We start from the raw sequence: 21,437 nt of genomic DNA on the forward strand, positions 1-21,437 counted from the left end.
GCAGTCAGGGCTGGTGGACGGCGTCGGCAATGCGGCGGGCCAGAGCGGGCAGGCTGTCGGGGTCAAGGCTTTGGGCAGCTATCTCTGTCACGGAATGCGTGCTACGGGCGCGGTGTTTGGCGTAGCGCGGGTCATAATGGGCCTGCATCAGACCGGCGGCGAGGGCGGTGACCTGACCGCTGTCGGCCAGTGCCTGCCAGTCGGCGATCAGGCTGGCGGGATGCGAGGGTTTCAGCTGATGCAGAACTGCCGTCAGCCGCGCGGTATCGGCGACAATGTCGGCATAGGCTTGGGTCAGATACCGGGCGCGGGCCTCCAGCGGGGCGGTGATCGCGATGCGCGGGGCCTGTGCCATGGCGCGCCAGAGCGTGGCGGGCAGGTTCAGGCTGCCGATGCGGGAGCTTTCCGCCTCGATCACCACCGGGCGGGTTGGGTCCAGCCGGGCGATGGCCAGCGCCAGCTGCCCCTCGAAGCTGCGCTGCGACGGTTGCGGGCCGGTGGCCCCGAACAGCGAGCCGCGATGGCAGGCCAGACCTTCGAGGTCGATCACCTGCACGCCCAAGGCAGGCAGCTGGGCCAGAAGGTCGGTCTTGGCGGTGCCGGTATTGCCGTCGAGCACGATCACCGGGCAGGGGAACGGCTGATCCTGCAAGGCTGCAACCACCAGCCTGCGCCAGCTTTTGTAGCCGCCGCTGATGATCTGAACCCGCCAGCCGATCTGGGACAGGATGGTGGCGAATGACCCCGAGCGTTGCCCGCCACGCCAGCAATAGACCAGCGGCTGCCACCCGCCGGGCCGGTCGGCCAAGGGCCCCATCAGATGCGCGGCGGCGTTTTTCGCCACCAGCGCCGCGCCAAGCTTGCGCGCGTCAAACGGCGAGACCTGTTTGTAGAGCGTGCCGATCCGGGCGCGTTCGGCATCATCCAGAACCGGCAGCGAGATCGCACCCGGCAAATGGTCATCGGCAAACTCTGCCGGGGCCCGCACGTCGATGATGTCATCAAAGCGCAGGGCCAGCACATCGGCCAGTGAGGTCAGTTCTACGGCCATCATGCGCCCCGTTTCCGGCCACAGCTTTAGCGGGATGGCAGCGGGGTGCAAGGCCGGTTGGCCGCGCCGTGACCCCTGCGCCATCCTCCGCTGCGGGCCGAGCACGGTTCCGGTTGAACGCTCAGGCCAGCGCCGCCACGCGCGGATGCGATGGGCAGGTCACCAGATGGTCATTGACCATGCCGGTCGCCTGCATGAAGGCATAAACGATGGTTGGCCCGCAATAGGTGAACCCCTCGGCCTTCAACGCTTTTGACATCGCCTGTGAAACCGGGGTCTGGGCGGGCACCTGTGCCAGGCTTTGCCATTGGTTCTGCTGCACTTTTCCATCCTGAAACGCCCAGATGAAATCTGAGAATCCCGCGCGCTGCTCGATCCGCAAATAGGCCTGTGCCGAGCGGATGGTGCCTGCGATCTTGCCCCGGTGCCGCACGATGCCGGGGTTGGCCAACAGGCGGAGGATGTCTTCCTCGCCCCAATGGGCGATGATTTCCGGACGGAATCCTTCAAATGCCGCGCGAAAACTGTCGCGCTTTTTCAGGATGGTGATCCAGCTCAACCCGGCCTGAAAGCCATCCAGGATCAGCTTTTCCCACAAGGCCCGCCCGTCACGTTCTGGTACGCCCCATTCATGGTCATGATAATCCATGTAAATCTGCTCTGTCCCGCACCAGCCGCAGCGCAAAGACGCCCCGTTGTCCATTGTTCGTCACCCGTTTGCCCGTGATCATGACAATTGGAACAAAATGAGAAACTTTACGCAAGCTTTACCCTTGCGGCGTCATCATGGCGCAGGGTTGAAGGAAAGGCACGACATGACGCAGAAACCACTTCCGCTGCAGGATGTTCCGCACACTATGGCCAGCCCCTTGGCCTATGCCGTGTCTGAGAATGACCGTCAGACCGTTGCCATGGTCCGCGAGGCCCTGCGCACCGGGCGGATGCGGCTGGCCTATCAGCCCGTTGTCATGTCCGCCGATACCACCCGTATCGCCTTTTACGAAGGGTTGATCCGGGTGATGGACCCGTCTGGCCGCCTGATCCCGGCGAGGGATTTCATATCTGTGGCAGAGACGGATGAAACCGGGCGCGAGATTGACTGTGCTGCGTTGGCCATGGGGCTTGCGATGCTGGCACAGCAACCGCAAATCCGCCTTTCGGTCAATATGTCAGCGCGGTCAATCGGCTATCCGAAATGGACAGAAATCCTGCACAACGCGCTGCGTCGGCATCCCGGACTGGGGGAGCGGTTGATTCTTGAAATCACCGAAAGTTCGGCGATGCTGGTGCCGGAAATCGTATCAACCTTTATGGATGATCTGCAGCCGGAGGGGATCGCCTTTGCGCTGGATGATTTTGGCGCAGGCTATACCGCCATTCGCTATTTCAAGGATTTTGCCTTCGACATTCTGAAAATCCACGGCCAGTTTATCCGCAATATCAGTACCGACCCTGACAATCAGGTGGTGACAGCGGTCTTGCTGGCGATCGGTCGCCAGTTCGATATGCTCTGCGTCGCGGAATCCGTCGAAACACTGGCCGATGCTGAATATCTTCAGGCCCTTGGCGTGGATTGCCAGCAGGGGTATCTGTTTGGCTTACCCTCGGTAACGCCGGCCTGGGCAGCGCACGCCCGGGAACACACTGCCTGAGGCGGGCTTTGTTGACGCAGGGTCATATCTGGTGCGCAAGAATCTTGCGCTTTGCAGCATGGGGCTTTACGTCAAAAGGGAAGGCGGAGGAAAGGCCCTCCGCTGCCTTGGCCAAGGGAGAGAGATCATATGACCAATGTCGTAATCGTTGCCGCGGGACGGACCGCAGTTGGCAGCTTCAATGGCGCCTTCGCCAACACGCCTGCCCATGACCTGGGAGCCGCCGTGATTGCGGCAGTGGTGGACCGTGCCGGGATCGACAAGGCCGAGGTTGAGGAAACCATTCTGGGCCAGGTGCTGACCGCAGGTCAGGGCCAGAACCCGGCGCGGCAGGCGCATATCAAGGCCGGTCTGGCGAAAGAGGCCAGTGCTTGGTCGCTCAATCAGGTGTGCGGCTCGGGCCTGCGCGCTGTTGCGCTTGGCGCGCAGCATGTGCAACTGGGCGATGCACGCATCGTTGTCGCCGGCGGTCAGGAAAACATGTCGCTGTCGCCCCATGTCGCGCATCTGCGCGCCGGGCAGAAGATGGGCGATCTGAACTTCATCGATTCGATGATCCGTGACGGGCTGTGGGATGCGTTCAACGGCTATCACATGGGCCAGACTGCCGAAAACGTCGCCAACCAGTGGCAGATTTCGCGCGACATGCAGGATGAATTTGCGCTGGCCAGCCAGAACAAAGCCGAAGCCGCGCAAAAGGCTGGCAAGTTCAAAGATGAGATCATTGCCTTTACCGTGAAGACCCGCAAAGGCGACACGGTGGTGGATCAGGACGAATACATCCGCCACGGTGCCACGCTGGACAGCATGCAAAAACTGCGCCCGGCCTTTGCCAAGGATGGGTCGGTCACCGCAGGCAACGCCTCGGGTCTCAACGACGGTGCCGCAGCTGTGGTGCTGATGACCGAGGAAGAGGCGGCCAAACGCGGCCTGACCGTCATCGCCCGAATCGCGTCTTATGCCACGGCCGGGCTTGACCCGTCGATCATGGGCGTTGGCCCGATCCATGCGTCGCGCAAGGCGCTGGGCAAGGCGGGCTGGTCGGTCGGCGATCTGGATCTGGTCGAGGCGAATGAGGCTTTTGCCGCACAGGCCTGCGCGGTGAACAAGGATATGGGCTGGGATCCGTCGATCGTGAACGTGAACGGTGGCGCGATTGCCATCGGCCACCCGATCGGGGCGAGCGGTTGCCGCATCCTGAACACGCTGCTGCACGAAATGGCACGGCGCGATGCGAAAAAGGGTCTGGCAACCCTGTGCATCGGCGGCGGTATGGGCGTGGCCATGTGCCTGGAGCGGTAAGATAAATCGTTGCTGCGACTGCATAATGGGCGCGCAATAATCTTGCGCGCCCATTGTCTTAGCGATAGCTATATTTCAAGAGATGCCAGAATAGGGAGGATACCATGGCTCGTGTTGCATTGGTTACGGGGGGCTCGCGCGGGATTGGCGCGGCGATTTCCGTGGCACTGAAAGCCGCTGGCTACACCGTCGCCGCGAATTACGCCGGCAATGAAGAAGCGGCAAACGCTTTCACCAAAGAAACCGGGATTCCGACCTATAAATGGTCCGTTGCCGATTATGACGCCTGCGCCGCAGGTATCAAACAGGTCGAGGCGGATCTTGGCCCGGTCGATGTGCTGGTCAACAATGCGGGAATTACCCGCGATGCAATGTTCCACAAGATGACGCCGGGCCAGTGGAAAGAGGTGATCGACACCAACCTGAGCGGGCTGTTCAACATGACCCATCCGGTGTGGTCTGGCATGCGTGACCGTAAATTTGGCCGGGTGATCAACATTTCGTCGATCAACGGTCAAAAGGGGCAGGCCGGGCAGGCAAATTATTCCGCCGCCAAGTCGGGCGATCTGGGCTTTACCAAGTCGCTTGCGCAAGAGGGGGCACGGGCCGGCATCACGGTGAACGCGATCTGCCCCGGCTATATCGGCACCGAAATGGTGCGCGCGATTGATGAAAAAGTGCTGAACGAACGCATCATCCCGCAAATTCCCGTGGGCCGTCTGGGCGAGCCCGAGGAAATCGCGCGCTGCGTGGTCTTCCTTGCGGCCGAGGACGCCGGTTTCATCACCGGTGCCACCATCAGCGCGAACGGCGGTCAGTATTTCGTCTGACGCCACAGGCCAAAAGCAAAGGGCCGTCCCGGTGGGGGCGGCCCTGTTCGGTCAGGCTTTGGTCAGTCACGCTTTTGCGGCATTGCCGAACGGCTTGCGACGGAAAAAGCTGACAATGCTCCGTGCCATATCTGTAAGGGCTTTTGCCCGCAGCGCACGCGCCTCGCGCATGACGGCGTCGTGATCGAGTTTGACAGTCGGTTCCAACATCGGACATTCCTTTATGGACATGTCCTCCCTGTCATTGAAAATGCCAGTCAGGTCAGCAGTTTGCAAGGGCTCAACCCATGCGTTTTGCGCAATCCCGCTGCCCGTCGCGTGCAAGCGCGGGCTTGACCCCGGCCTGTGGCTCGCGTTTGGTCCGTGGCGGCATGGGGTCAGAAAAGGGCAGTGACGTGACGCAAGGCAGGGCGACCGCTATCGGATTTTCAGCCGTTTTGATGTGGGCGCTGCTGGCGCTGTTCACCATCGGGTCGGCCCCGGTGCCGCCGTTCCTGCTCAACGCGCTGTGCTTTGGCATCGGCGGCGGGATCGGGCTGATCTGGACCGCGCGGCGCGGCTTTGCCGTGCTGCGCACCGTGTCGTGGAAGGTCTATGCCTTTGGCACGCTGGGCCTGTTTGGCTATCATTTTCTGTATTTCACCGCGTTTCGCATCGCACCGACCGCCGAAACCGGCTTGATCGCCTATCTCTGGCCGCTGTTCATCGTGCTGTTTTCTGGTCTTTTGCCGGGTGAGAGGTTGCGGGCGCTGCATATCATCGGCGCGCTGGTGGCCTTTGCCGGGGCGGCGTTGATCGTGCTGCGCGGCGGGGTTGATCTTGGCGGCGCGTCGGCCCCCGGTCTGGTTCTGGGCTTTGGCTGCGCGATCACCTGGGCGGCCTATTCGGTGCTGTCGCGCCGTCTGGGCAAGGTGCCGACCGAAAGTGTCACCGTGTTCTGTCTGGCCACGGCCGCGCTGTCGCTGGTGGCGCATCTGGCGCTGGAGGAAACGGTCTGGCCGGCCGATCCGCTGGGCTGGCTGGCGGTTCTGGCGCTGGGGCTGGGCCCGGTGGGGCTGGCATTTTTCACCTGGGACATCGGGATGAAAAGAGGCGACATCCAGCTCTTGGGTGTCGCCTCTTATGCTGCGCCTTTGCTGTCGACGCTGGCATTGATCGCTGCCGGGATCACACCTGCCACCCCGGTTATCGGGGCGGCGGCACTGTTGATCGCCGGGGGCGCCGCCCTGGCAGCGCGCGCAAGCGCCACCGGGGCAAAGTCACGCTGACGTCACGCCTGCATAAGGCGGGTGATCTCTTCCTTCAGCTTCATTTTCTGTTTCTTCATGTCGGCGATCTTCAGTGCATCCGTTGCCGGGCTGCGCTGCTCACGCTCCACCTGTTCCGAGAGGTGCTCATGCTTGCGGCGCAGTTCCTGCAGATGCGAAGCAACGGTCATATTAACCCTCCTATGGTCGGTTCTAACATGACGATTGCATCACAAGAGCTGAGTCGTGTCGCCAAAAATCGACAGCCCGATCACGCGGATTACAGCAAATTCAGCGAAAACGCGCCAAAAGGTCGCTGCCATTGCGCAGGACATCGCTCGCCTCTGGCGTGTAATTCTCGCGGTCGCCGTCATGGGTCAATCCGGCATGAATCACAAACGGCGCCAGCAGACGGAACGGCCCCCGCCCGCCCTTGCGCGCCTGCACGATGATGCGCAGGGGTCTGCGCCCTTCGCGCGGGGCCAGCGGCAATACGGCGATCGACCCCAGTTTGGCCATTCCGGCCAGCACTGCGGGCAGCCCGTCGGTCGTGCAGATCAGTGTCAGCCAGCCGCCGGGGGCCAGCCTGCGCGCGCCCGCCTGCACCCAGTCGCCCAGCGGCAGATCGACCTGCATCGCCCGCGCCCGTTCCGGCACCGGCGACCGGGTGCCCTCGGGCGGGTAATAGGGCGGGTTCATGATCACATGGTCAAAGTCGATGCGCAGGGCGGCGGGCATCTGCGCCAGATCGCCATCATGCACCTGCATCGCAAGGCCGTTGCGCGCGGCGTTGCGCCGGGCCAGCTCGGCATAGCCGGGCTGCACCTCCAGCCCCCAGAGCTGCGCGCCGGGCACCCGCACACCCAGACACAGGCTGGCCGCCCCCGCGCCGCAGCCGATATCCAGCACCCGCTCGCCCGCCCGCACGGGACAGGCGGCCGCCAGCAGGACCGGATCGGTCGCCGCCCGATACCCCCGGACCGGCTGCAACAGGGTCAGCTTGCCGCACAGGAACTTGTCATCGGTCAGATCGGCGTCGGCAAACATCGGGGGTCACCATTCTATTGGCCAAGGTCGATTTCATTGTCGCGCATGACAATGCGGGCCATGAACAGATCCTGATCCCGCACCATCAACCGGCGCGGCAATATGCCAAGGCTGCCATCAAGGATGCTCATGTGGACGTCCATTTCAAAGGTCGCTATACCCTCGCCCTGAAGCAGGGCCTGTGCATAGGCGATCACCGTGATGTCTGTTGTGCGCAATAGCTCTTTCATCGGCCCAGATTTATGGTCTTTTCCATGAAAAGGCGAGAGTGGAGCTTACAGGGGATGAGTTTGGATCACATGGCAGCAGAGCAAGCCGCGCAAAAGCCGCAGGAACGGCTGTCGGCATGGCTGGCAGGCGATATGGCAGCCGTCAATCTGCTGATCCGCGACCGCATGGCCAGCGAACACGCGCCGCGCATCCCCGAGGTCACCGCGCATCTGATTGAGGCCGGGGGCAAGCGTCTGCGCCCGCTGCTGACGCTCGCCGCCGCGCGGCTTTGTGGCTATGATGGTCCGTTCCATGTGCATCTGGCGGCAACGGTGGAGTTCATCCACACCGCCACCCTGTTGCATGATGATGTGGTCGATGAAAGCAGCCAGCGGCGCGGCCGGCCGACGGCCAACCTGTTGTGGGACAACAAATCCAGCGTGCTGGTGGGTGACTACCTGTTCGCCCGCAGCTTTCAGCTGATGACCGAAACCGGCAATATGCGGGTGCTGGCGATCCTGTCCAACGCCTCGGCGGTGATTGCCGAGGGGGAGGTGCTGCAACTGACCGCAGCCCAGGATCTGCGGACGGACGAGTCGGTGTATCTCAAGGTGGTGCGCGGCAAGACGGCGGCGCTGTTTTCTGCCGCGACCGAGGTGGGCGGCGTGATCGCGGGGGCCGCGCCGGAACAGGTCAAGGCGCTTTACGATTATGGCGATGCGCTTGGCATCGCGTTCCAGATCGTCGATGACCTGCTCGATTACGGCGGCACCGATGCGCTGATCGGCAAGAACACCGGCGACGATTTCCGCGAGCGCAAGCTGACCCTGCCCGTCATCAAGGCCGTGGCCCTGGCGACCCCCGAGGAACGGGCATTCTGGGAGCGGGTGATCGAAAAAGGCGACCAGCACGACGGCGATCTGGACCGCGCCCGCGCGATCATGGCGGGCCATGGCACGATGGAGGTGGCGCGTCAGGATGCGCTGGCTTGGGCGGCAAAGGCCCGCACGGCGCTGGATCATCTGCCCGCGCATGATCTGCGCGACATGCTGGCCGATCTGGCGGATTACGTGGTCGAGCGGATCAGCTGAGCATCCGCGCCGGGGCGACCCACCATTCCGGCTGCGCCGCCCGAAGTTCACGGGCGGCGGCCTGAGCGGTCGGGCCGTCGGCAAACAGCCCGAAACAGGTGGCCCCCGACCCCGACATCCGCGCCAGCAGACAGCCGTGTTGCGCCCCCAGCGCCAGCCGGACCGCGCCGATCACCGGCGCAAGCGCCGACGCGGACGCTTCCATGTCACTGCGCATCGCCTGTAAAAACGCCGCAAGCGCGGTGACAGAGGGCAGGCGCGGCATCTCTGGCATCGGTGTATTGGTCTTGTCGGTCATGCCCTGAAACACCTGCGGCGTTGAAACCGCCACCCCCGGATTGACCAGCACCAGCCACGCCTCTGGCAAGGGCGGCACCGGGGTCAGCACCTCACCCACGCCTTGCATCCGTACCGCGTGACCGTGCAGACACACCGGCACATCTGCCCCCAGCGCCAGCACATCCGCGTCCTGTGGCCGCGCACATTGCCCCAGCCGCGCCAATGCCCGCAAGGTCGCCGCCGCATCGGCCGAACCGCCGCCGATGCCCGAGGCCACCGGCAGTTGCTTGTCCAGCGTGATCGCCGCCGTCATCCGCATCAGCCGTGCCGCGCGCAGCACAAGGTTGTCATCCTGCACCGGCAAGGCTGCTGCCTGCGGCCCGGTGATCTGCAGGCTCAGCCGGTCGTCCGCACGCAGTGAGAGACGGTCGCCCACATTGGCAAACACCACCAGAGAGTCCAGCAGGTGATAGCCATCTGCCCTTTGCCCGGTGACATGCAGGCTCAGGTTGATCTTGGCAGGGGCAAATTCTTCAACCGTATCAGTTGCCATTCGCCACCGCTTGCAGCGACGGCGCGCCCTCTTCGGCCAGCACCGCATCCAGCCCGATCTCCAGCTTGCGGCGGATGCGCGTGGCATCCTCTTCCTTGGGGTCAAACGACAGCGCGCGCCGCCACTGAAAGCGTGCCTCCAGATGCCGGCCCACCGCCCAATAGACATCGCCCAGATGGTCGGTCACCACCGGGTCGACCGGCTCCAGCTCACTGGCGCGTTCCATCTGCGGCAGGGCATCGGCATAGCGGCCCAGCCGGAAATAGGCCCAGGCCAGCGAGTCGATGATATAGCCTGCATCCGGGCGCGCGGCGACCGCACGCTCGATCATGCCCAACGCTTCTTCCAGGTTTTCGCCGCGGTCGACAAAGCTGTAGCCCAGATAATTCAGCACCTGCGGCTGATCGGGGTTCAGCTCCAGCGCCTTGCGGAAGTCGGCTTCGGCCTTGTCCCACTGGCCCGAACGTTCCTGCGCCACCGCGCGAGAGTAGAACAGGCCCCAATGCCGCTCTGATGGCTCGGCCACCAGCGCAAGCGCGGTATCATAGGCGGCAGCGGCCTCTTCAAACCGCTCGGCCCGGCGCAGGGTATCGCCATACGCCATATGGACAAGCTGCAGTTGCGGGTGGCTTTCGGTCAGCGCCTTGAGCGCCGCGAGTGCCTCATCCTGCCGGTCCAGTGCGATCAGAGTCGCGCTGCGGCCGATTTCAGCGGCATGAAATGCCGGTTGATCGGCTGGCAACAACGCATACGTATCGCCCGCCAGTTCAAACTGCCGCAACTGTTCCAACAGGCCGGCCGACAACAACAGCGCCTCGGCATGGCGGGGATTCAGGTCAAGGGCCGCACGGGCATAGAGAACGGTATAGCCATCCTCGGCCTCACCGTTCAGGGCCACGGCGACGGTAAAGAACACCTCGGCAATGCCATCTTTTGCAGTCTGCACCACATCAAAAGCCAGCGGCGTGCCTGCCTCCAGCGCGCTGCGCATCGCCATGATTTCCGGCTCCGGCTCGGTGCCGAAGCTGCGTTCCAGCAGCGCCAGCGCCTCGTCGGACTTCTCCAGCTGGCTCAGGATCTGCACATGCGCGATGATGCCCCGCCGGTTCACCACCAGCGGCCCCTCGGCGCGGCCCGACAAAATGTCATCCGCGCCCTCGAAATCGCCCACCGCGGCCAAAGCCAGCGCCTTGTGATACAGGCCAAAGGCCTTCAGCCCCTCGGTAGCGGCAATCGTGTCAAAGGCTGCCACCGCTTCTGACATCCGGCCCTTGCCGAACTCGCCCCAGGCCTGCACCAGATCATCCAGCAGATTGCCGATCTTGCGGGTCTCGGGAATGGCCAGAACGGCGTCATAATCTTCGGCCTGCACATCGCGGACCAAAAGCGCGATGCTGGCCCCGATGCTGCGGCCCTCCAGCGCGGTCATGCGTGTCGCGGCTGTGGCGGCGTTCCCGAAATCGCCGACGCCGATGAATGACAGAACCGCGCCCTCCAGCATCACCAGATTGTCGGGGTCGCTTTCCAGCGCTCTGGCAAACCAGCGCGCACCCTCACGGAAATCGCTTTGTGATGCCGCCGACCGCGCTGCCAGATAGGCCCCGGCATCGCCGGGTTCCGCACTTATGGCCGCCTCTGGCACCGGGTCGGTCTGCGCGGACAAAAGGCCGGGTTGTACGGAAATCACGGCCGCCAGCAAAAGGGCAGTCAGGCGGGGCGGCAGGGCGTGGGTCATTTGGGCACTTTTCATATGAAAGACAGTGCAAAGCTAGCCCCCGCCCGCGCCACTGGCAATGGCAGGGGGCTGTCTGCGGCGATGATCGCGCAAATGTCAGAACATCCGGACCATGGCAATCGCTGCCGCCGCCAGAACCGGCAGCCCGATCAGGATCAGCGGCACATTCAGCCATTGCCGCGACGGCGCTGGCGGCAGGACAGGATAGATCACCGGCCAGCGCCCGGTCTGCGCCGCCAGCGTCAGGGTGCTGACCGAGACCGGCAGCCGCACCCCGAACAGATGGGGCGGGGCAATCGGCCAGCCGGGGCGCAACACCCGCCCCTCATCGCGGTGGTGAAACGCGGGCGCATAGCCGCTCAGATCCACCCCGAACCCGGTTGCAAACGCGTCCATAAAGCCGGATGCCGCGTCGCCGTCCAGATCCAGCGCCGCCAGCACATCGGCCTCTTGCACTGCGCTCAGCCGCCGCCCGGACCGGCGTTCGATAAACATCACAATGTCTTCGCGCCCCGGCCCGGTCATGGCGCGCGTCACATGTTGGGATAGTTCGGCCCGCCCGCGCCCTGCGGCGTGGTCCAGACGATGTTCTGGCTGGGGTCTTTGATGTCGCAGGTCTTGCAATGCACGCAGTTCTGAAAGTTGATCACAAAGCGCGGGTCTTTGCCGTCTTCGGCCACCACCTCATACACCCCGGCCGGGCAATAGCGCTGCGCCGGTTCGGCATATTTGGGCAGGTTGACCGCGATCGGAATCGACGGATCGCGCAGTTTCAGATGCGAAGGCTGCGCCTCGTCATGGTTGGTAAAGCTGTAGGCCACATTGGTCAGCCGGTCGAACGACAGCTTGCCATCGGGGCGCGGATAGTCGATCGGCGCGAAATCCTTGGCCAGCCCGGTGGCCGCCGCATCAGATTTGCCATGCTTCAACGTGCCGAACAGTGAAAAGCCCAAGGTGTTGGTCCACATGTCCAGACCGCCCGCAATCAGGCTGGCGACCAGCCCGAATTTCGACCACAGCGGTTTGACATTGCGCACCTTTTTCAGGTCAGCGCCAATCGCGCCACCGCGCACCTCGGTCTCGTATGCCGTCAGCTCATCGCCCTGACGCCCGGCCTTGATCGCCGCATGGGCCGCCTCTGCTGCGGCCTTGCCCGACAGCATGGCATTGTGGTTGCCCTTGATGCGCGGCACGTTGACCATGCCGACCGAACAGCCCAGCAGCGCCACGCCTGGTGCCACCATCTTGGGCATCGACTGCCAGCCGCCCTCGGAAATCGCCCGCGCGCCATAGGCCACACGCTTGCCGCCCGCCAACAGCTCGGCAACCATCGGGTGATGCTTGAAGCGCTGGAATTCCATATACGGGTACAGGTGCGGGTTCTCATAGTTCAAATGGACCACGAACCCGACATAAACCTGATTTTTTTCAAGATGATAGATGAACGACCCGCCCCCGGCATTGCTGCCCAGCGGCCAGCCCATCGTATGGGTCACGGTGCCCTCACGATGCTTGGCGGGGTCAATCTCCCAGATTTCCTTCATGCCAAGGCCAAACTTCTGCGGGCAATGGCCCTTGGACAGCTCATAGCGGTCCATCACGACCTTGGCCAAGGACCCGCGCACGCCTTCGGACAGGAACACATACTTGCCAAGCAGCTCCATCCCGGGTTCATAGCTTGGCCCCGGCTCCCCGGTCGCCGGATCGCGCCCGAACTCGCCCGCGACCACACCGGCGACGCGATCCCCGTCAAACACCAGTTCAGAGCACGACATGCCGGGGAAAATCTCTACCCCCAGCCCTTCGGCCACACCCGCCATCCAGCGGCAGACATTGCCCATCGACACGATGAAATTGCCGTGATTGTTCATCAAGGGCGGCATCGGAAAGTTCGGGATGCGGATCTGACCCGCAGGCCCGAGCATGTAGAAATTGTCTTCTTTCACCAGCGTCTTGATCGGTGCCCCCATGCTGCGCCAGTCGGGCAGCAGCGCATCCAGACCCGACGGGTCCAGCACCGCACCCGACAGGATATGCGCCCCGACCTCGGACCCTTTTTCCAGCACCACGACCGACAGATCGGCATCCAGCTGCTTCAGCCGGATCGCGGCAGACAGGCCCGCCGGGCCAGCGCCGACGATCACCACGTCATATTCCATCTTTTCGCGCACAATCTGGCTCATCTCTCGTCTCCGCTGACGGGCGGGGCCCGTGTCTGATCTGGTGATTTTGCTGGCATCGTCATTGCCCCAAGGCAGGCTTGGGGTCAACCGTAACGCAACATCACAGTGCCGCAATGCAGCATTCCCGTAATTTTATTACTGCCCCGTCACGGCTTTTCTGTTCCCTGAGCGACAAGCTGCCATCCCGCCACGCCATCGCCTCTTGCAATTCATCCCGCCATCCGTTTGGGTGATACTCAGTTAGTGACGGGCCATGGCCCCCGACAGGGGCCGTGGCCTCCCTTTTCGTGGAAGATGACGATGGAAAAGATCCCGATGACCCGCGGTGGGTATGATGCTCTGGACGAAGAGCTGAAAATCCTCAAATCGGTGGAGCGCCCGGCGGTGATCCGCGCTATTGCCGAGGCGCGCGAGCATGGCGATCTGTCCGAAAACGCCGAGTATCATTCCGCCCGCGAAAAGCAGTCGTTCATCGAGGGCCGGATCAAGGAACTCGAAGGCATCCTGTCGCTGGCCGAGGTGATTGACCCGACCAAACTGTCCGGCTCGATCAAATTCGGGGCGACGGTGGTTCTGGTCGATGAAGACACCGACGAGGAAAAGAAATACCAGATCGTCGGTGAGAATGAGGCCGATATCGAACGCGGTCTGCTCAACATCCGCTCCCCCCTGGCCCGTGCCCTGATCGGCAAGGACGAAGGCGACAGCGTCGAGGTGAAAACTCCCGGCGGTGATCGCAGCTATGAAGTGTTAAGCATTCGTTACGTCTGATCCCCCGGAACGGAACGAGGCAACCATGCCCGACAGTGACGACAAGAACCTCGACCTCGGCATTTATGCCCGTACCGCAGAGCCGCGCTTTGCGGTGACCGAAATCGTCGCGGCAGCGTTGGCCGTGGTCTGGGTGGTGGCGGTGGTCTTTTACGTGCTGAACGCGCCCGAAGGCACCGGCACGCTGGGGCTGGTGATGACGCTTCTGGTGGTGTTCCTGCCGCTGGCGCTGATCTGGGCGGCGGCGACCACGCTGCGGTCAGTCCGCGTGCTGCGGGCCGAGGCGGCGCGGTTGCAGACCAGCGTCGATGCGATGCGCAACGCCTATATCAACAGCCAGCAGACGGGCGCTGCGGGCCTGCGCCCCTCGGTCGAGAAGAAGCTCGACGACATCGCCCGCCAGACCGAAACCGCGCTGGCCACCTTTACCTCGCGCCGCGATGCGGTGCTGACCCAGCCGTCAGCCGACCGCAAGGCGGCGCTGATCCCGGCCCCACCGCCGCAACCTGCCGATGAGCAACCCGGCCTTGCCCTTGGCACCCCGGCCGAGTCGATGCGCCCGCCACTGTCGGTCGCCGATTTCATCCGCGCGCTGCAATTCCCCGAAAACCCCGACGACCGCGACGGCTTTCGCGCCCTGCGTCTGGCGCTCGAAGACCGCGACGTGGCCAAGCTGATCCGCGCCGCGCAGGATGTGCTGACGCTGATGTCGCAAGAGGGCATCTACATGGATGACCTGCGCCCCGACCGCGCCCGGCCAGAGCTGTGGCGGCGCTTCGCAGCAGGAGAGCGCGGGCGCGGCATTGCCGCTATCGGCGGCGTGCGTGACCGCTCGTCGCTGGCGCTGACGGCGGGCCGCATGCGCGAAGACCCGGTGTTCCGCGACGCGGGCCACCATTTCCTGCGCACTTTTGACCGGATGTTCCAGCAGTTTGAGAAAAATGCGTCGGATGCCGAGATTTCCGATCTCGCCGACACCCGCACCGCCCGCGCCTTCATGCTGTTTGGCCGGGTGATGGGCGTGTTCGACTAAGGCTCCGCCGGTTTGCTGGCCCCTCAGCTTACCTTGGACTGTCCCGCTCTGGCTCTGACGTTGCACCGGGGGTTTCACACCCCCGGACCCCCGTGGAGTACTTGAGCCAAGATGAAAGCGAAGGGGAGACCTGTGCATTCATCTTGGCGAAAATACTCAAAGACTCAGAGTGGACACGTAGAGCGCGTGGTCCTCACCGGGGCGCTGCGGCCCGCCGCAGCCGGTCATTGATCGCACGGCCAAGGCCGGTGTCCGGCACCGGCGCAAACACGATCCGCCCGCCCGGCCCGGCCAGTGCATCGGCGTCGCGCAGGGTCTGGAACAGCGCCGCCGCCGCCTCCACCAGATCGCCGCCCGGTGACAGCGACAGCGCTGCACCCGTGCTGTCAGGGCCAAAGCCGACCCAGACCTCGCCATCAGCGGGCGCGCTCACCCCCAGCCGGACGCCAGCCTCGGGCGCGTAGTGGCTGGCCAGCTGCCCCGGCGCATTGGGTTTGTGCGCGTCGCCCCCCACCCCGATCGGCCCCAGCATCGCCTCCAGCGCCTCGACCGGCACCCCGCCGGGGCGCAGCAGCGTGGGCGCACCCTCCAGCCCCAGAATCGTCGACTCGATCCCCACGGCGCAGGGCCCGCCATCCAGCACCGCGTCAATCCGCCCGCCCAACCCCTGCCGCACATGGTCGGCCCGTGTGGGCGACACCCGCCCCGACGGGTTGGCCGAGGGCGCAGCCAAGGGCCCGCCAAACGCCCGCAACAATGCCTGCGCGACGGAATGCGCCGGGCAGCGGATCGCCACCGTTGGCAATCCTGCCGTCACCAAGGGCGACAGCCCGGCATCCGCCCGCAAAGGCAGCACCAGCGTCAGCGCGCCGGGCCAGAACGCCGCAGCGACAGCCCGCGCCCGGTCGTCAAAAATCGCCAGCGTTTCGGCCATGTCCAGCCCGGTCACATGCGCAATCAACGGGTTGAATGTGGGCCGCGCCTTGGCCGCAAAGATCCGCGCCACCGCCGCGCCGTTGCGCGCATCCCCCGCCAGCCCGTAGACCGTTTCGGTTGGCATCGCCACCAGTCCGCCCGCCCGCAGGATCGCGGCGGCGCGGGTCAGCCCCGCATCCGTGGGCATCAGGTCCTCGGTTTCAATTCTCATGTGACGCAGCGTAGGGCTTGAGAGGTTGGCCCCCATGGCTAACCTGTGTGCAACGCCCATACGCCCGGCCGCCGCCTTTGCCAAGCCCGCTGCCTTTGCCAAAGGCAGCCTCCTTTGCCAAGACCGGCCCGCCCAGACCCGAGGTTCCGATGCCCTACCGCGCCCCCCTGTCCGACCTGCGCTTCCTGCTGGATCACGTGGTCGGCTTTGCTCAGGTCACGGCCACCGACCGTTTTGCCGAAGCCACGCCGGAAACGGTCGATGCCGTGCTGACCGAGGCTGGCCGTCTGGCAGCCGAAGTGCTGGCCCCGGTCAACCGCGCCGGTGACAAGGTGCCCGCACGGCTGGAAAACGGCGTCGTGCGCACCTCGCCCGGCTTTGCCGAGGCGTACCGCGCGATTGCCGATGGCGGATGGGTCGCGATCACCGCCGGGGCAGAGCATGGCGGCATGGGCCTGCCGCTGACATTGGCGAGTGCGGTCAATGACATGTTTTCCGGGGCTTGCCTGTCGCTGCAACTGAACCCCCTGCTGACCCAAGGCCAGATCGAGGCGCTGGATCATCACGCCAGCGACGATCTGAAAGCCACCTATCTGCCGAAACTGATCACGGGTGAATGGAACGGCACGATGAACCTGACCGAGCCGCAGGCCGGGTCTGACGTGGGGGCGCTGCGCACCAAGGCCGAGCCGAAGGGCGATGGCAGCTATGCGATCAGCGGGCAAAAGATCTATATCACCTGGGGCGACAGCGATTTTCAGGCCAATACCATTCATCTGGTGCTGGCTCGTCTGCCGGGTGCCGCCCCCGGCACGGCCGGGATCAGCCTGTTTCTGGTGCCGAAATTCCTGCCCGACGCTGCGGGCACCCCCGGCCCGCGCAACAGCCTGCATGTGGTCAGTCTGGAGCACAAGCTGGGCATCCACGGCAGCCCGACCTGCGTGATGCAGTTTGATGGCGCGACCGGCTGGCTGGTAGGGGCGGAGCATAAGGGGATGGCGGCGATGTTCACCATGATGAACAACGCCCGGCTTGGGGTCGGGCTGCAAGGCGTCGGCCTGGCCGAAGCCGCCTATCAGCAGGCTTACGATTACGCGGTGACCCGCCAGCAGGGCCGCACCCCTGACCCGGCGACCCCCACCATCATCGCGCATGCCGATGTGCGTCGGATGCTGGCGACGATGAAGGCGCAGGTGTTTTCGGCCCGCGCCATTGCCCTGTCCTGCGCCGTGGCCATCGACATGGGCCATGCCACCGGGCAGGCCGACTGGGAATCGCGCGCCGCGTTCCTGACCCCGATCGCCAAGGCTTACGGCACCGATATCGGCGTCGCGGTCGCGTCCGAAGGGGTGCAGATTCACGGCGGCATGGGCTTTATCGAAGAAACCGGCGCGGCCCAGTTCCTGCGCGACGCCCGCATCACGCCGATTTATGAAGGCACCAACGGCATTCAGGCGATGGACCTTGTCGCCCGCAAGATGGCCGATAACGGTGAAGCTGCGTTCCGCCTGATCCGCGAAATCGAGATGGGGGCGCAATCGGCCCGCGCCCCTCTGCCTGATCTGGCAGAAGATGTCTGGCAGGCCTGCGAAACCCTGCGCGAAGCGACAGAGGCGCTGCTGACCCAAGAGCTGAACGACCGTTTCGCCGGGGCCGTGCCTTACTTGCGCGCCTTTGCGCTGGTGCTGGGGGGGCATTTCCACCTCCGGGCGGCGGTGGCCGAAGGCGGGACCGGCCCGCGCTCGGCCTTGGCGCGGGTGGCGATCAAACGGCTGCTGCCCGAACACCATGGCCTGCTGGCCCAAAGCCGCGAAGGGGCGGCCGACCTCTACGCGCTGACCACCGAAGACTTTGCCGCATGACCACTGACAGTATCACAGCCGACACTCTGGCAGCCGACAGCGAGACTGGCATCCGCCACCCGTTCCCCGACGCCCCCGCCGAAGGCTGCGCCATAACCGTCGCCCCCGGCATCCTGTGGATGCGCCTGCCGCTGCCGATGGCGCTCGATCACGTCAACGTCTACGCGCTCGAGGACAGCGACGGCTGGACGCTGATCGACACCGGCATGGCCAGCAAACGCAGCCGCGCGATCTGGCAAAAGCTGCTCGACGGCCCCTTGGCGGGCCGCCCGGTGCGGCGCGTCATCGTCACCCATCACCACCCTGACCATGTCGGTCTTGCCGGCTGGTTTCAGGAGCAGGGGGCAACCCTGTTGATGCCCCGCACCGCCTGGCTCTACGCCCGCATGCTGGTGCTGGATGAACAGCCCCTGCCCACGGCTGAGGCGCAGCTTTTCAGTCAGCGTGCCGGAATGCCGCCCGCCATGCTGGCCGAACGCGCGACCGGGCGCCCGTTCAACTTCTGCGATGTGGTGGCCCCGATGCCACTGGGCTTTGCCCCGCTGGCCGATGGTGGCAGCATCCGCATGGCCGGGCGCGACTGGACCATCCGCTTCGGCTCTGGCCACGCGCCGGATCATGCCACCTTCTGGTCCGGTGATCTGATCCTCGGCGGTGACCAGCTGTTGCCCGGCATATCTGCCAACATCGGCGTCTACCCGACCGAACCCGACGCCGACCCGCTGGCCGACTGGCTGGACAGCTGCCGCCGCTTTCAGCCCTTGGCCCGCCAGAGCCAGCTGGTGCTGCCCGGTCACAAGCTGCCGTTTACCGGCCTGCCGCTGCGGCTGACGCAGATGATCGACAACCACCTTGGCGCGCTTGACCGCCTGCTTGCGCATCTGGCGCAACCCCGGACCGCTGCCGATTGCTTCCTGCCGCTGTTCAAGCGTGACATCACCGGCCCCGCCTATGGCATGGCGCTGGTCGAGTCGGTGGCGCATCTGAACCACCTCTTGCATCAGGGCCGGGTTTCGCGCGACCTTTCCCCCGATGGCGTGTGGCTGTGGAAAAGGGTCTGACCGATGGCAAAACCGACCGGGAACAAGACAAAAGCAGTGGCGCCGGTTGTCACGGAAAACCTGCCCACCCCCGCTCCGGCCGCCAAACCCAAGACCGAGGCCGAATGGGCCTATGAGCGGGTCATCCTCTATCTGCGCAACTTTGAAGCCCAGCTCGACAACGCGCATGAGGTGGCCCTTGGCTTTACCGGGTCGGATGCGGGCATTCTGCAGATCGAGGGCTTGGGGTTTTATGACCCCGACATCCTGACCTTTTACGGCATTGATGAAGACGGCCAGAAAACCCAGCTGATCCAGCATGTCAGCCAGCTGAACGTCATCCTGCGGGCGGTTCCGAAACGCCGCCCGGCAGAGCCGCCGCGCCGGATCGGCTTTCGCCTGCCGTCCGGATGGCGTGGGGGCGAGTCGGGCGACGGCTCGGCCTGACCGGGGGCATACAGGTCACAGACCTGTTTGTGGTACATCCGACCCCGTGACAGGGCGCGGTGAATCGTTTATCAGCAGGAAAAAGCTCAACCAAAGGACGTTGCGACATGGCCGAACACAAACATGGCAGCATGGATATCACCGCTCAGGAAAAGACCTTTGCCGGGTTTATCCGCATGGTGACATGGGGTGCGGGCATCAGCATCGCCATCCTGATTTTCATGGCTCTGGTCAACGCCTGAAAGGCTCACACATGGTTCGCCTGATCTTCGCCCTTGTGGCGATGCTGACCCTTGCCGCCTGCGGGGCAGAGCCCAAATGGGCGACGGATGCGGCGGTAGCGCAGGCGCGCTATGTGCATAATGGCCCGTCCTCGATCACACTCTATACGGTGCTGTCCACGCGCGACGGGGCCGGCGCGCATTCAGGGCTGCTGATCAACGCAAGCGAACGCATCATGTTCGACCCGGCCGGCACCTGGTATCACCCCAACCTGCCGGAGCGGAATGATGTGCATTACGGCATGACCCCGAAAATGCAGGCATTCTACATCGACTACCACGCACGCGAGACATTTGATGTGGTCGAACAGACCATCCTCGTCTCGCCCGGCGTGGCCGAACTGGTGGCGCAGCGGGCCAAGGCCTATGGCGCGGTGCCAAAGGCGCAATGCGCCAAGTCGATCTCGGCCATCCTCAGCGAGGTTCCGGGCTTTGAATCGCTGCCCTCCACCTGGTATCCCGCCAAATATATGGAGGCGTTTGCCAAGCTTCCCGGCGTGACCAGCCGCAAGATCACCGACTCGGATGCTGACAACAATCACGGCGTTCTGCTGGTGCAGACCACCGATCCGCGCGTTCAGTAACCGGCCCGTTTCGGGAAAGGCGCAGAGGCCTTTCCCGCAAGCCCTACAGCCACAACACCGCATACAGCGTGACGCCACCGGCAAGGATGGCCCCGATCACGCTGCGGGTGACCAGTCCCACAACCAGCGTGACACAGGCCGCCGCCAGCCGGGCCGGGTCCGTCTCGCCGCCCGTCGCTGCGGGCCACAGCACCGCCGGGGCCACCAGCCCCGGCAGAATCGCCACCGCCGTATAGCTCAGCGCCCGGCGCAACCCCTGCGGCAGCGGCCGGTTGCCCAGCAGCCCCAGAAAGGACAACCGGATCAGATAGGTGCCGAGGCCCAGCACGGGCAGCACGATCCAGAACGTTGTCGGATCAATCTTCATGCCCCGCGCCTCCGCGTCAGTGCCACTTCGGCCCCGGCCCCCGCCGCCATCGCCAGCACAGCGGCCAGCAACAGCCCGGTGCCATAGGGCAGCCCGGTCAGCATCAGCGCAGCGCCGATCGACACCGCCGCCGCAACCACATGCGGAATGCTGCGCAGCATCGGTGCACAGATCGCCAGAAACGTGATCGGAACCGCAAAATCCAGCGCATATTCGGGCGGGATCGCCTCACCCACCACCGCCCCGGCGAGTGTTGCCAGAAACCACAGTGGCGCAATCGGCGTGACCGTTCCGAAAAAGAACGCCACCTTGTCAGCCACCGGCTGATCCGGCCTGCGCTCAAACTCCACCTGGCTGGCGGCAAAGCTCTGATCCACCAGAAAATAGGCCATCAGCAGCCGCAGGTTGAACGGGGCCGCCCCCAGATGCGGCGTCATGGCCACCGAATACATCACCATACGCAGATTGACCGCAAGTGACGTGGCCAGCACCACCAGCACCGGGGCCTGATCCTGCATCAGCTGCACGGCGGCAAACTGCGAGGCCCCGGCAAAAACGCTGAAGGAAAACAGCATCACCTGCAACAGATCCAGCCCCGCCTCTGTCGCCACCACCCCAAAGAGCAGCCCGAAAGGCACCACCACAATCACAAAGGGGGCCGAGGCAAGGCAGCCGCGCAGGAAAGGGGATCGAACAGGTCTCATGGCTTTGGCCTTTACCGGGCG

The 21,437-nt window shown here is 64.4% G+C and carries 25 protein-coding genes; 12 read left to right on the forward strand and 13 right to left on the reverse strand.

Annotation, left to right across the window (positions count from 1 at the left end):
* Positions 1-4 precede the first annotated feature (4 nt).
* Positions 5-1,051: a tRNA 2-selenouridine(34) synthase MnmH gene (mnmH, locus tag J2X53_RS00370; RefSeq protein ID WP_349036265.1), complete on the reverse strand. Its 1,047-nt coding sequence runs from the start codon at positions 1,049-1,051 to the stop codon at positions 5-7.
* A gap of 121 nt (positions 1,052-1,172) precedes the next feature.
* Positions 1,173-1,754, reverse strand: coding sequence for a DNA-3-methyladenine glycosylase I (locus J2X53_RS00375; RefSeq protein WP_349035513.1), 582 nt, complete (start codon positions 1,752-1,754; stop codon positions 1,173-1,175).
* A gap of 112 nt (positions 1,755-1,866) precedes the next feature.
* On the opposite strand from J2X53_RS00375, the gene J2X53_RS00380 reads away from it, so the two are divergent.
* The 3 genes from J2X53_RS00380 to J2X53_RS00390 all read left to right on the forward strand — a co-directional run bounded on the left by J2X53_RS00380 (position 1,867) and on the right by J2X53_RS00390 (position 4,835).
* A complete protein-coding gene (locus J2X53_RS00380) occupies positions 1,867-2,703 on the forward strand; it encodes an EAL domain-containing protein (RefSeq protein ID WP_349035514.1) in 837 nt (278 codons plus the stop codon).
* Positions 2,704-2,832: 129 nt separating this feature from the next.
* Positions 2,833-4,005, forward strand: coding sequence for an acetyl-CoA C-acetyltransferase (locus J2X53_RS00385; RefSeq protein WP_349035515.1), 1,173 nt, complete (start codon positions 2,833-2,835; stop codon positions 4,003-4,005).
* Positions 4,006-4,109: 104 nt separating this feature from the next.
* The gene (locus tag J2X53_RS00390; RefSeq protein WP_349035516.1) at positions 4,110-4,835 is read left to right on the forward strand and encodes a beta-ketoacyl-ACP reductase; all 726 of its coding nucleotides are present in this window, start codon (positions 4,110-4,112) and stop codon (positions 4,833-4,835) included.
* A 66-nt stretch (positions 4,836-4,901) separates the two neighbouring features.
* Here the strand turns inward: J2X53_RS00390 and J2X53_RS00395 are convergent, their stop codons facing one another.
* Complete coding sequence (locus tag J2X53_RS00395) at positions 4,902-5,045, reverse strand: hypothetical protein (protein ID WP_349035517.1); 144 nt, start codon at positions 5,043-5,045, stop codon at positions 4,902-4,904.
* Between the two features lie 185 nt (positions 5,046-5,230).
* Between J2X53_RS00395 and J2X53_RS00400 the strand changes: the two genes are divergently transcribed.
* A complete protein-coding gene (locus tag J2X53_RS00400; RefSeq protein ID WP_349036266.1) occupies positions 5,231-6,103 on the forward strand; it encodes an EamA family transporter in 873 nt (290 codons plus the stop codon).
* Between the two features lie 2 nt (positions 6,104-6,105).
* Here J2X53_RS00400 and J2X53_RS00405 read toward each other — a convergent pair whose 3' ends face one another.
* From J2X53_RS00405 to J2X53_RS00415, 3 genes are all read right to left on the reverse strand, one after another.
* Complete coding sequence (locus J2X53_RS00405; RefSeq protein ID WP_118150195.1) at positions 6,106-6,273, reverse strand: YdcH family protein; 168 nt, start codon at positions 6,271-6,273, stop codon at positions 6,106-6,108.
* A gap of 100 nt (positions 6,274-6,373) precedes the next feature.
* Positions 6,374-7,129: a methyltransferase gene (locus tag J2X53_RS00410; RefSeq protein WP_349035518.1), complete on the reverse strand. Its 756-nt coding sequence runs from the start codon at positions 7,127-7,129 to the stop codon at positions 6,374-6,376.
* 14 nt (positions 7,130-7,143) lie between these two features.
* A complete protein-coding gene (locus J2X53_RS00415; RefSeq protein ID WP_118150197.1) occupies positions 7,144-7,359 on the reverse strand; it encodes a DUF2007 domain-containing protein in 216 nt (71 codons plus the stop codon).
* A 69-nt stretch (positions 7,360-7,428) separates the two neighbouring features.
* Between J2X53_RS00415 and J2X53_RS00420 the strand changes: the two genes are divergently transcribed.
* Positions 7,429-8,430, forward strand: coding sequence for a polyprenyl synthetase family protein (locus tag J2X53_RS00420; RefSeq protein WP_349036267.1), 1,002 nt, complete (start codon positions 7,429-7,431; stop codon positions 8,428-8,430).
* Here the strand turns inward: J2X53_RS00420 and J2X53_RS00425 are convergent.
* The 4 genes from J2X53_RS00425 to J2X53_RS00440 form a co-directional block, all read right to left on the reverse strand.
* Positions 8,423-9,262, reverse strand: coding sequence for a 4-(cytidine 5'-diphospho)-2-C-methyl-D-erythritol kinase (locus J2X53_RS00425; RefSeq protein ID WP_349035519.1), 840 nt, complete (start codon positions 9,260-9,262; stop codon positions 8,423-8,425). The genes J2X53_RS00420 and J2X53_RS00425 overlap by 8 nt on opposite strands.
* Positions 9,252-10,997 carry a tetratricopeptide repeat protein gene (locus J2X53_RS00430; RefSeq protein WP_349035520.1) on the reverse strand — a complete coding sequence of 582 codons (1,746 nt, stop codon included), beginning with the start codon at positions 10,995-10,997 and terminating at the stop codon, positions 9,252-9,254. Before J2X53_RS00430 ends, J2X53_RS00425 begins: the two co-directional genes overlap by 11 nt.
* 96 nt (positions 10,998-11,093) lie before the next feature.
* Entirely contained in the window at positions 11,094-11,534 is a 441-nt protein-coding gene (locus J2X53_RS00435) for a hypothetical protein (RefSeq protein ID WP_349035521.1), read from the reverse strand.
* A complete protein-coding gene (locus J2X53_RS00440) occupies positions 11,531-13,180 on the reverse strand; it encodes an electron transfer flavoprotein-ubiquinone oxidoreductase (RefSeq protein WP_349035522.1) in 1,650 nt (549 codons plus the stop codon). Before J2X53_RS00440 ends, J2X53_RS00435 begins: the two co-directional genes overlap by 4 nt.
* 300 nt (positions 13,181-13,480) lie before the next feature.
* Here J2X53_RS00440 and greA point away from each other — a divergent pair, with 300 nt between their 5' ends.
* Together greA and J2X53_RS00450 are read left to right on the forward strand one after the other, a co-directional pair.
* The gene (greA, locus tag J2X53_RS00445) at positions 13,481-13,951 is read left to right on the forward strand and encodes a transcription elongation factor GreA (RefSeq protein WP_349035523.1); all 471 of its coding nucleotides are present in this window, start codon (positions 13,481-13,483) and stop codon (positions 13,949-13,951) included.
* 25 nt (positions 13,952-13,976) lie between these two features.
* On the forward strand, positions 13,977-14,984 hold the full coding sequence (locus J2X53_RS00450) for a hypothetical protein (RefSeq protein WP_349035524.1): 1,008 nt from the start codon (positions 13,977-13,979) through the stop codon (positions 14,982-14,984).
* A 193-nt stretch (positions 14,985-15,177) separates the two neighbouring features.
* Here the strand turns inward: J2X53_RS00450 and J2X53_RS00455 are convergent, their stop codons facing one another.
* On the reverse strand, positions 15,178-16,131 hold the full coding sequence (locus tag J2X53_RS00455) for an L-threonylcarbamoyladenylate synthase (RefSeq protein ID WP_349035525.1): 954 nt from the start codon (positions 16,129-16,131) through the stop codon (positions 15,178-15,180).
* A 149-nt stretch (positions 16,132-16,280) separates the two neighbouring features.
* On the opposite strand from J2X53_RS00455, the gene J2X53_RS00460 reads away from it, so the two are divergent.
* From J2X53_RS00460 to J2X53_RS00480, 5 genes are all read left to right on the forward strand, one after another.
* Positions 16,281-17,993: an acyl-CoA dehydrogenase gene (locus tag J2X53_RS00460; RefSeq protein WP_349036268.1), complete on the forward strand. Its 1,713-nt coding sequence runs from the start codon at positions 16,281-16,283 to the stop codon at positions 17,991-17,993.
* Positions 17,990-19,054, forward strand: a complete 1,065-nt coding sequence (locus tag J2X53_RS00465) for an MBL fold metallo-hydrolase (protein ID WP_349035526.1) — start codon at positions 17,990-17,992, stop codon at positions 19,052-19,054. Before J2X53_RS00460 ends, J2X53_RS00465 begins: the two co-directional genes overlap by 4 nt.
* 3 nt (positions 19,055-19,057) lie before the next feature.
* Positions 19,058-19,480, forward strand: a complete 423-nt coding sequence (locus tag J2X53_RS00470) for a DUF6173 family protein (RefSeq protein ID WP_349035527.1) — start codon at positions 19,058-19,060, stop codon at positions 19,478-19,480.
* 107 nt (positions 19,481-19,587) lie between these two features.
* Positions 19,588-19,722, forward strand: coding sequence for an aa3-type cytochrome c oxidase subunit IV (locus J2X53_RS00475; RefSeq protein ID WP_349035528.1), 135 nt, complete (start codon positions 19,588-19,590; stop codon positions 19,720-19,722).
* An 11-nt stretch (positions 19,723-19,733) separates the two neighbouring features.
* Complete coding sequence (locus J2X53_RS00480) at positions 19,734-20,345, forward strand: hypothetical protein (RefSeq protein ID WP_349035529.1); 612 nt, start codon at positions 19,734-19,736, stop codon at positions 20,343-20,345.
* Positions 20,346-20,388: 43 nt separating this feature from the next.
* On the opposite strand, the gene J2X53_RS00485 is transcribed toward J2X53_RS00480, so the two are convergent.
* Together J2X53_RS00485 and J2X53_RS00490 are read right to left on the reverse strand one after the other, a co-directional pair.
* Positions 20,389-20,712 carry an AzlD domain-containing protein gene (locus J2X53_RS00485; protein WP_349035530.1) on the reverse strand — a complete coding sequence of 108 codons (324 nt, stop codon included), beginning with the start codon at positions 20,710-20,712 and terminating at the stop codon, positions 20,389-20,391.
* Entirely contained in the window at positions 20,709-21,416 is a 708-nt protein-coding gene (locus tag J2X53_RS00490; RefSeq protein ID WP_349035531.1) for an AzlC family ABC transporter permease, read from the reverse strand. The genes J2X53_RS00485 and J2X53_RS00490 overlap by 4 nt, the downstream gene beginning before the upstream one ends.
* Positions 21,417-21,437: the final 21 nt, after the last annotated feature.

Origin of the sequence: Pseudotabrizicola sp. 4114 (assembly GCF_031457365.1) — a bacterium.
Taxonomy (GTDB): Bacteria; Pseudomonadota; Alphaproteobacteria; order Rhodobacterales; family Rhodobacteraceae; genus Pseudotabrizicola.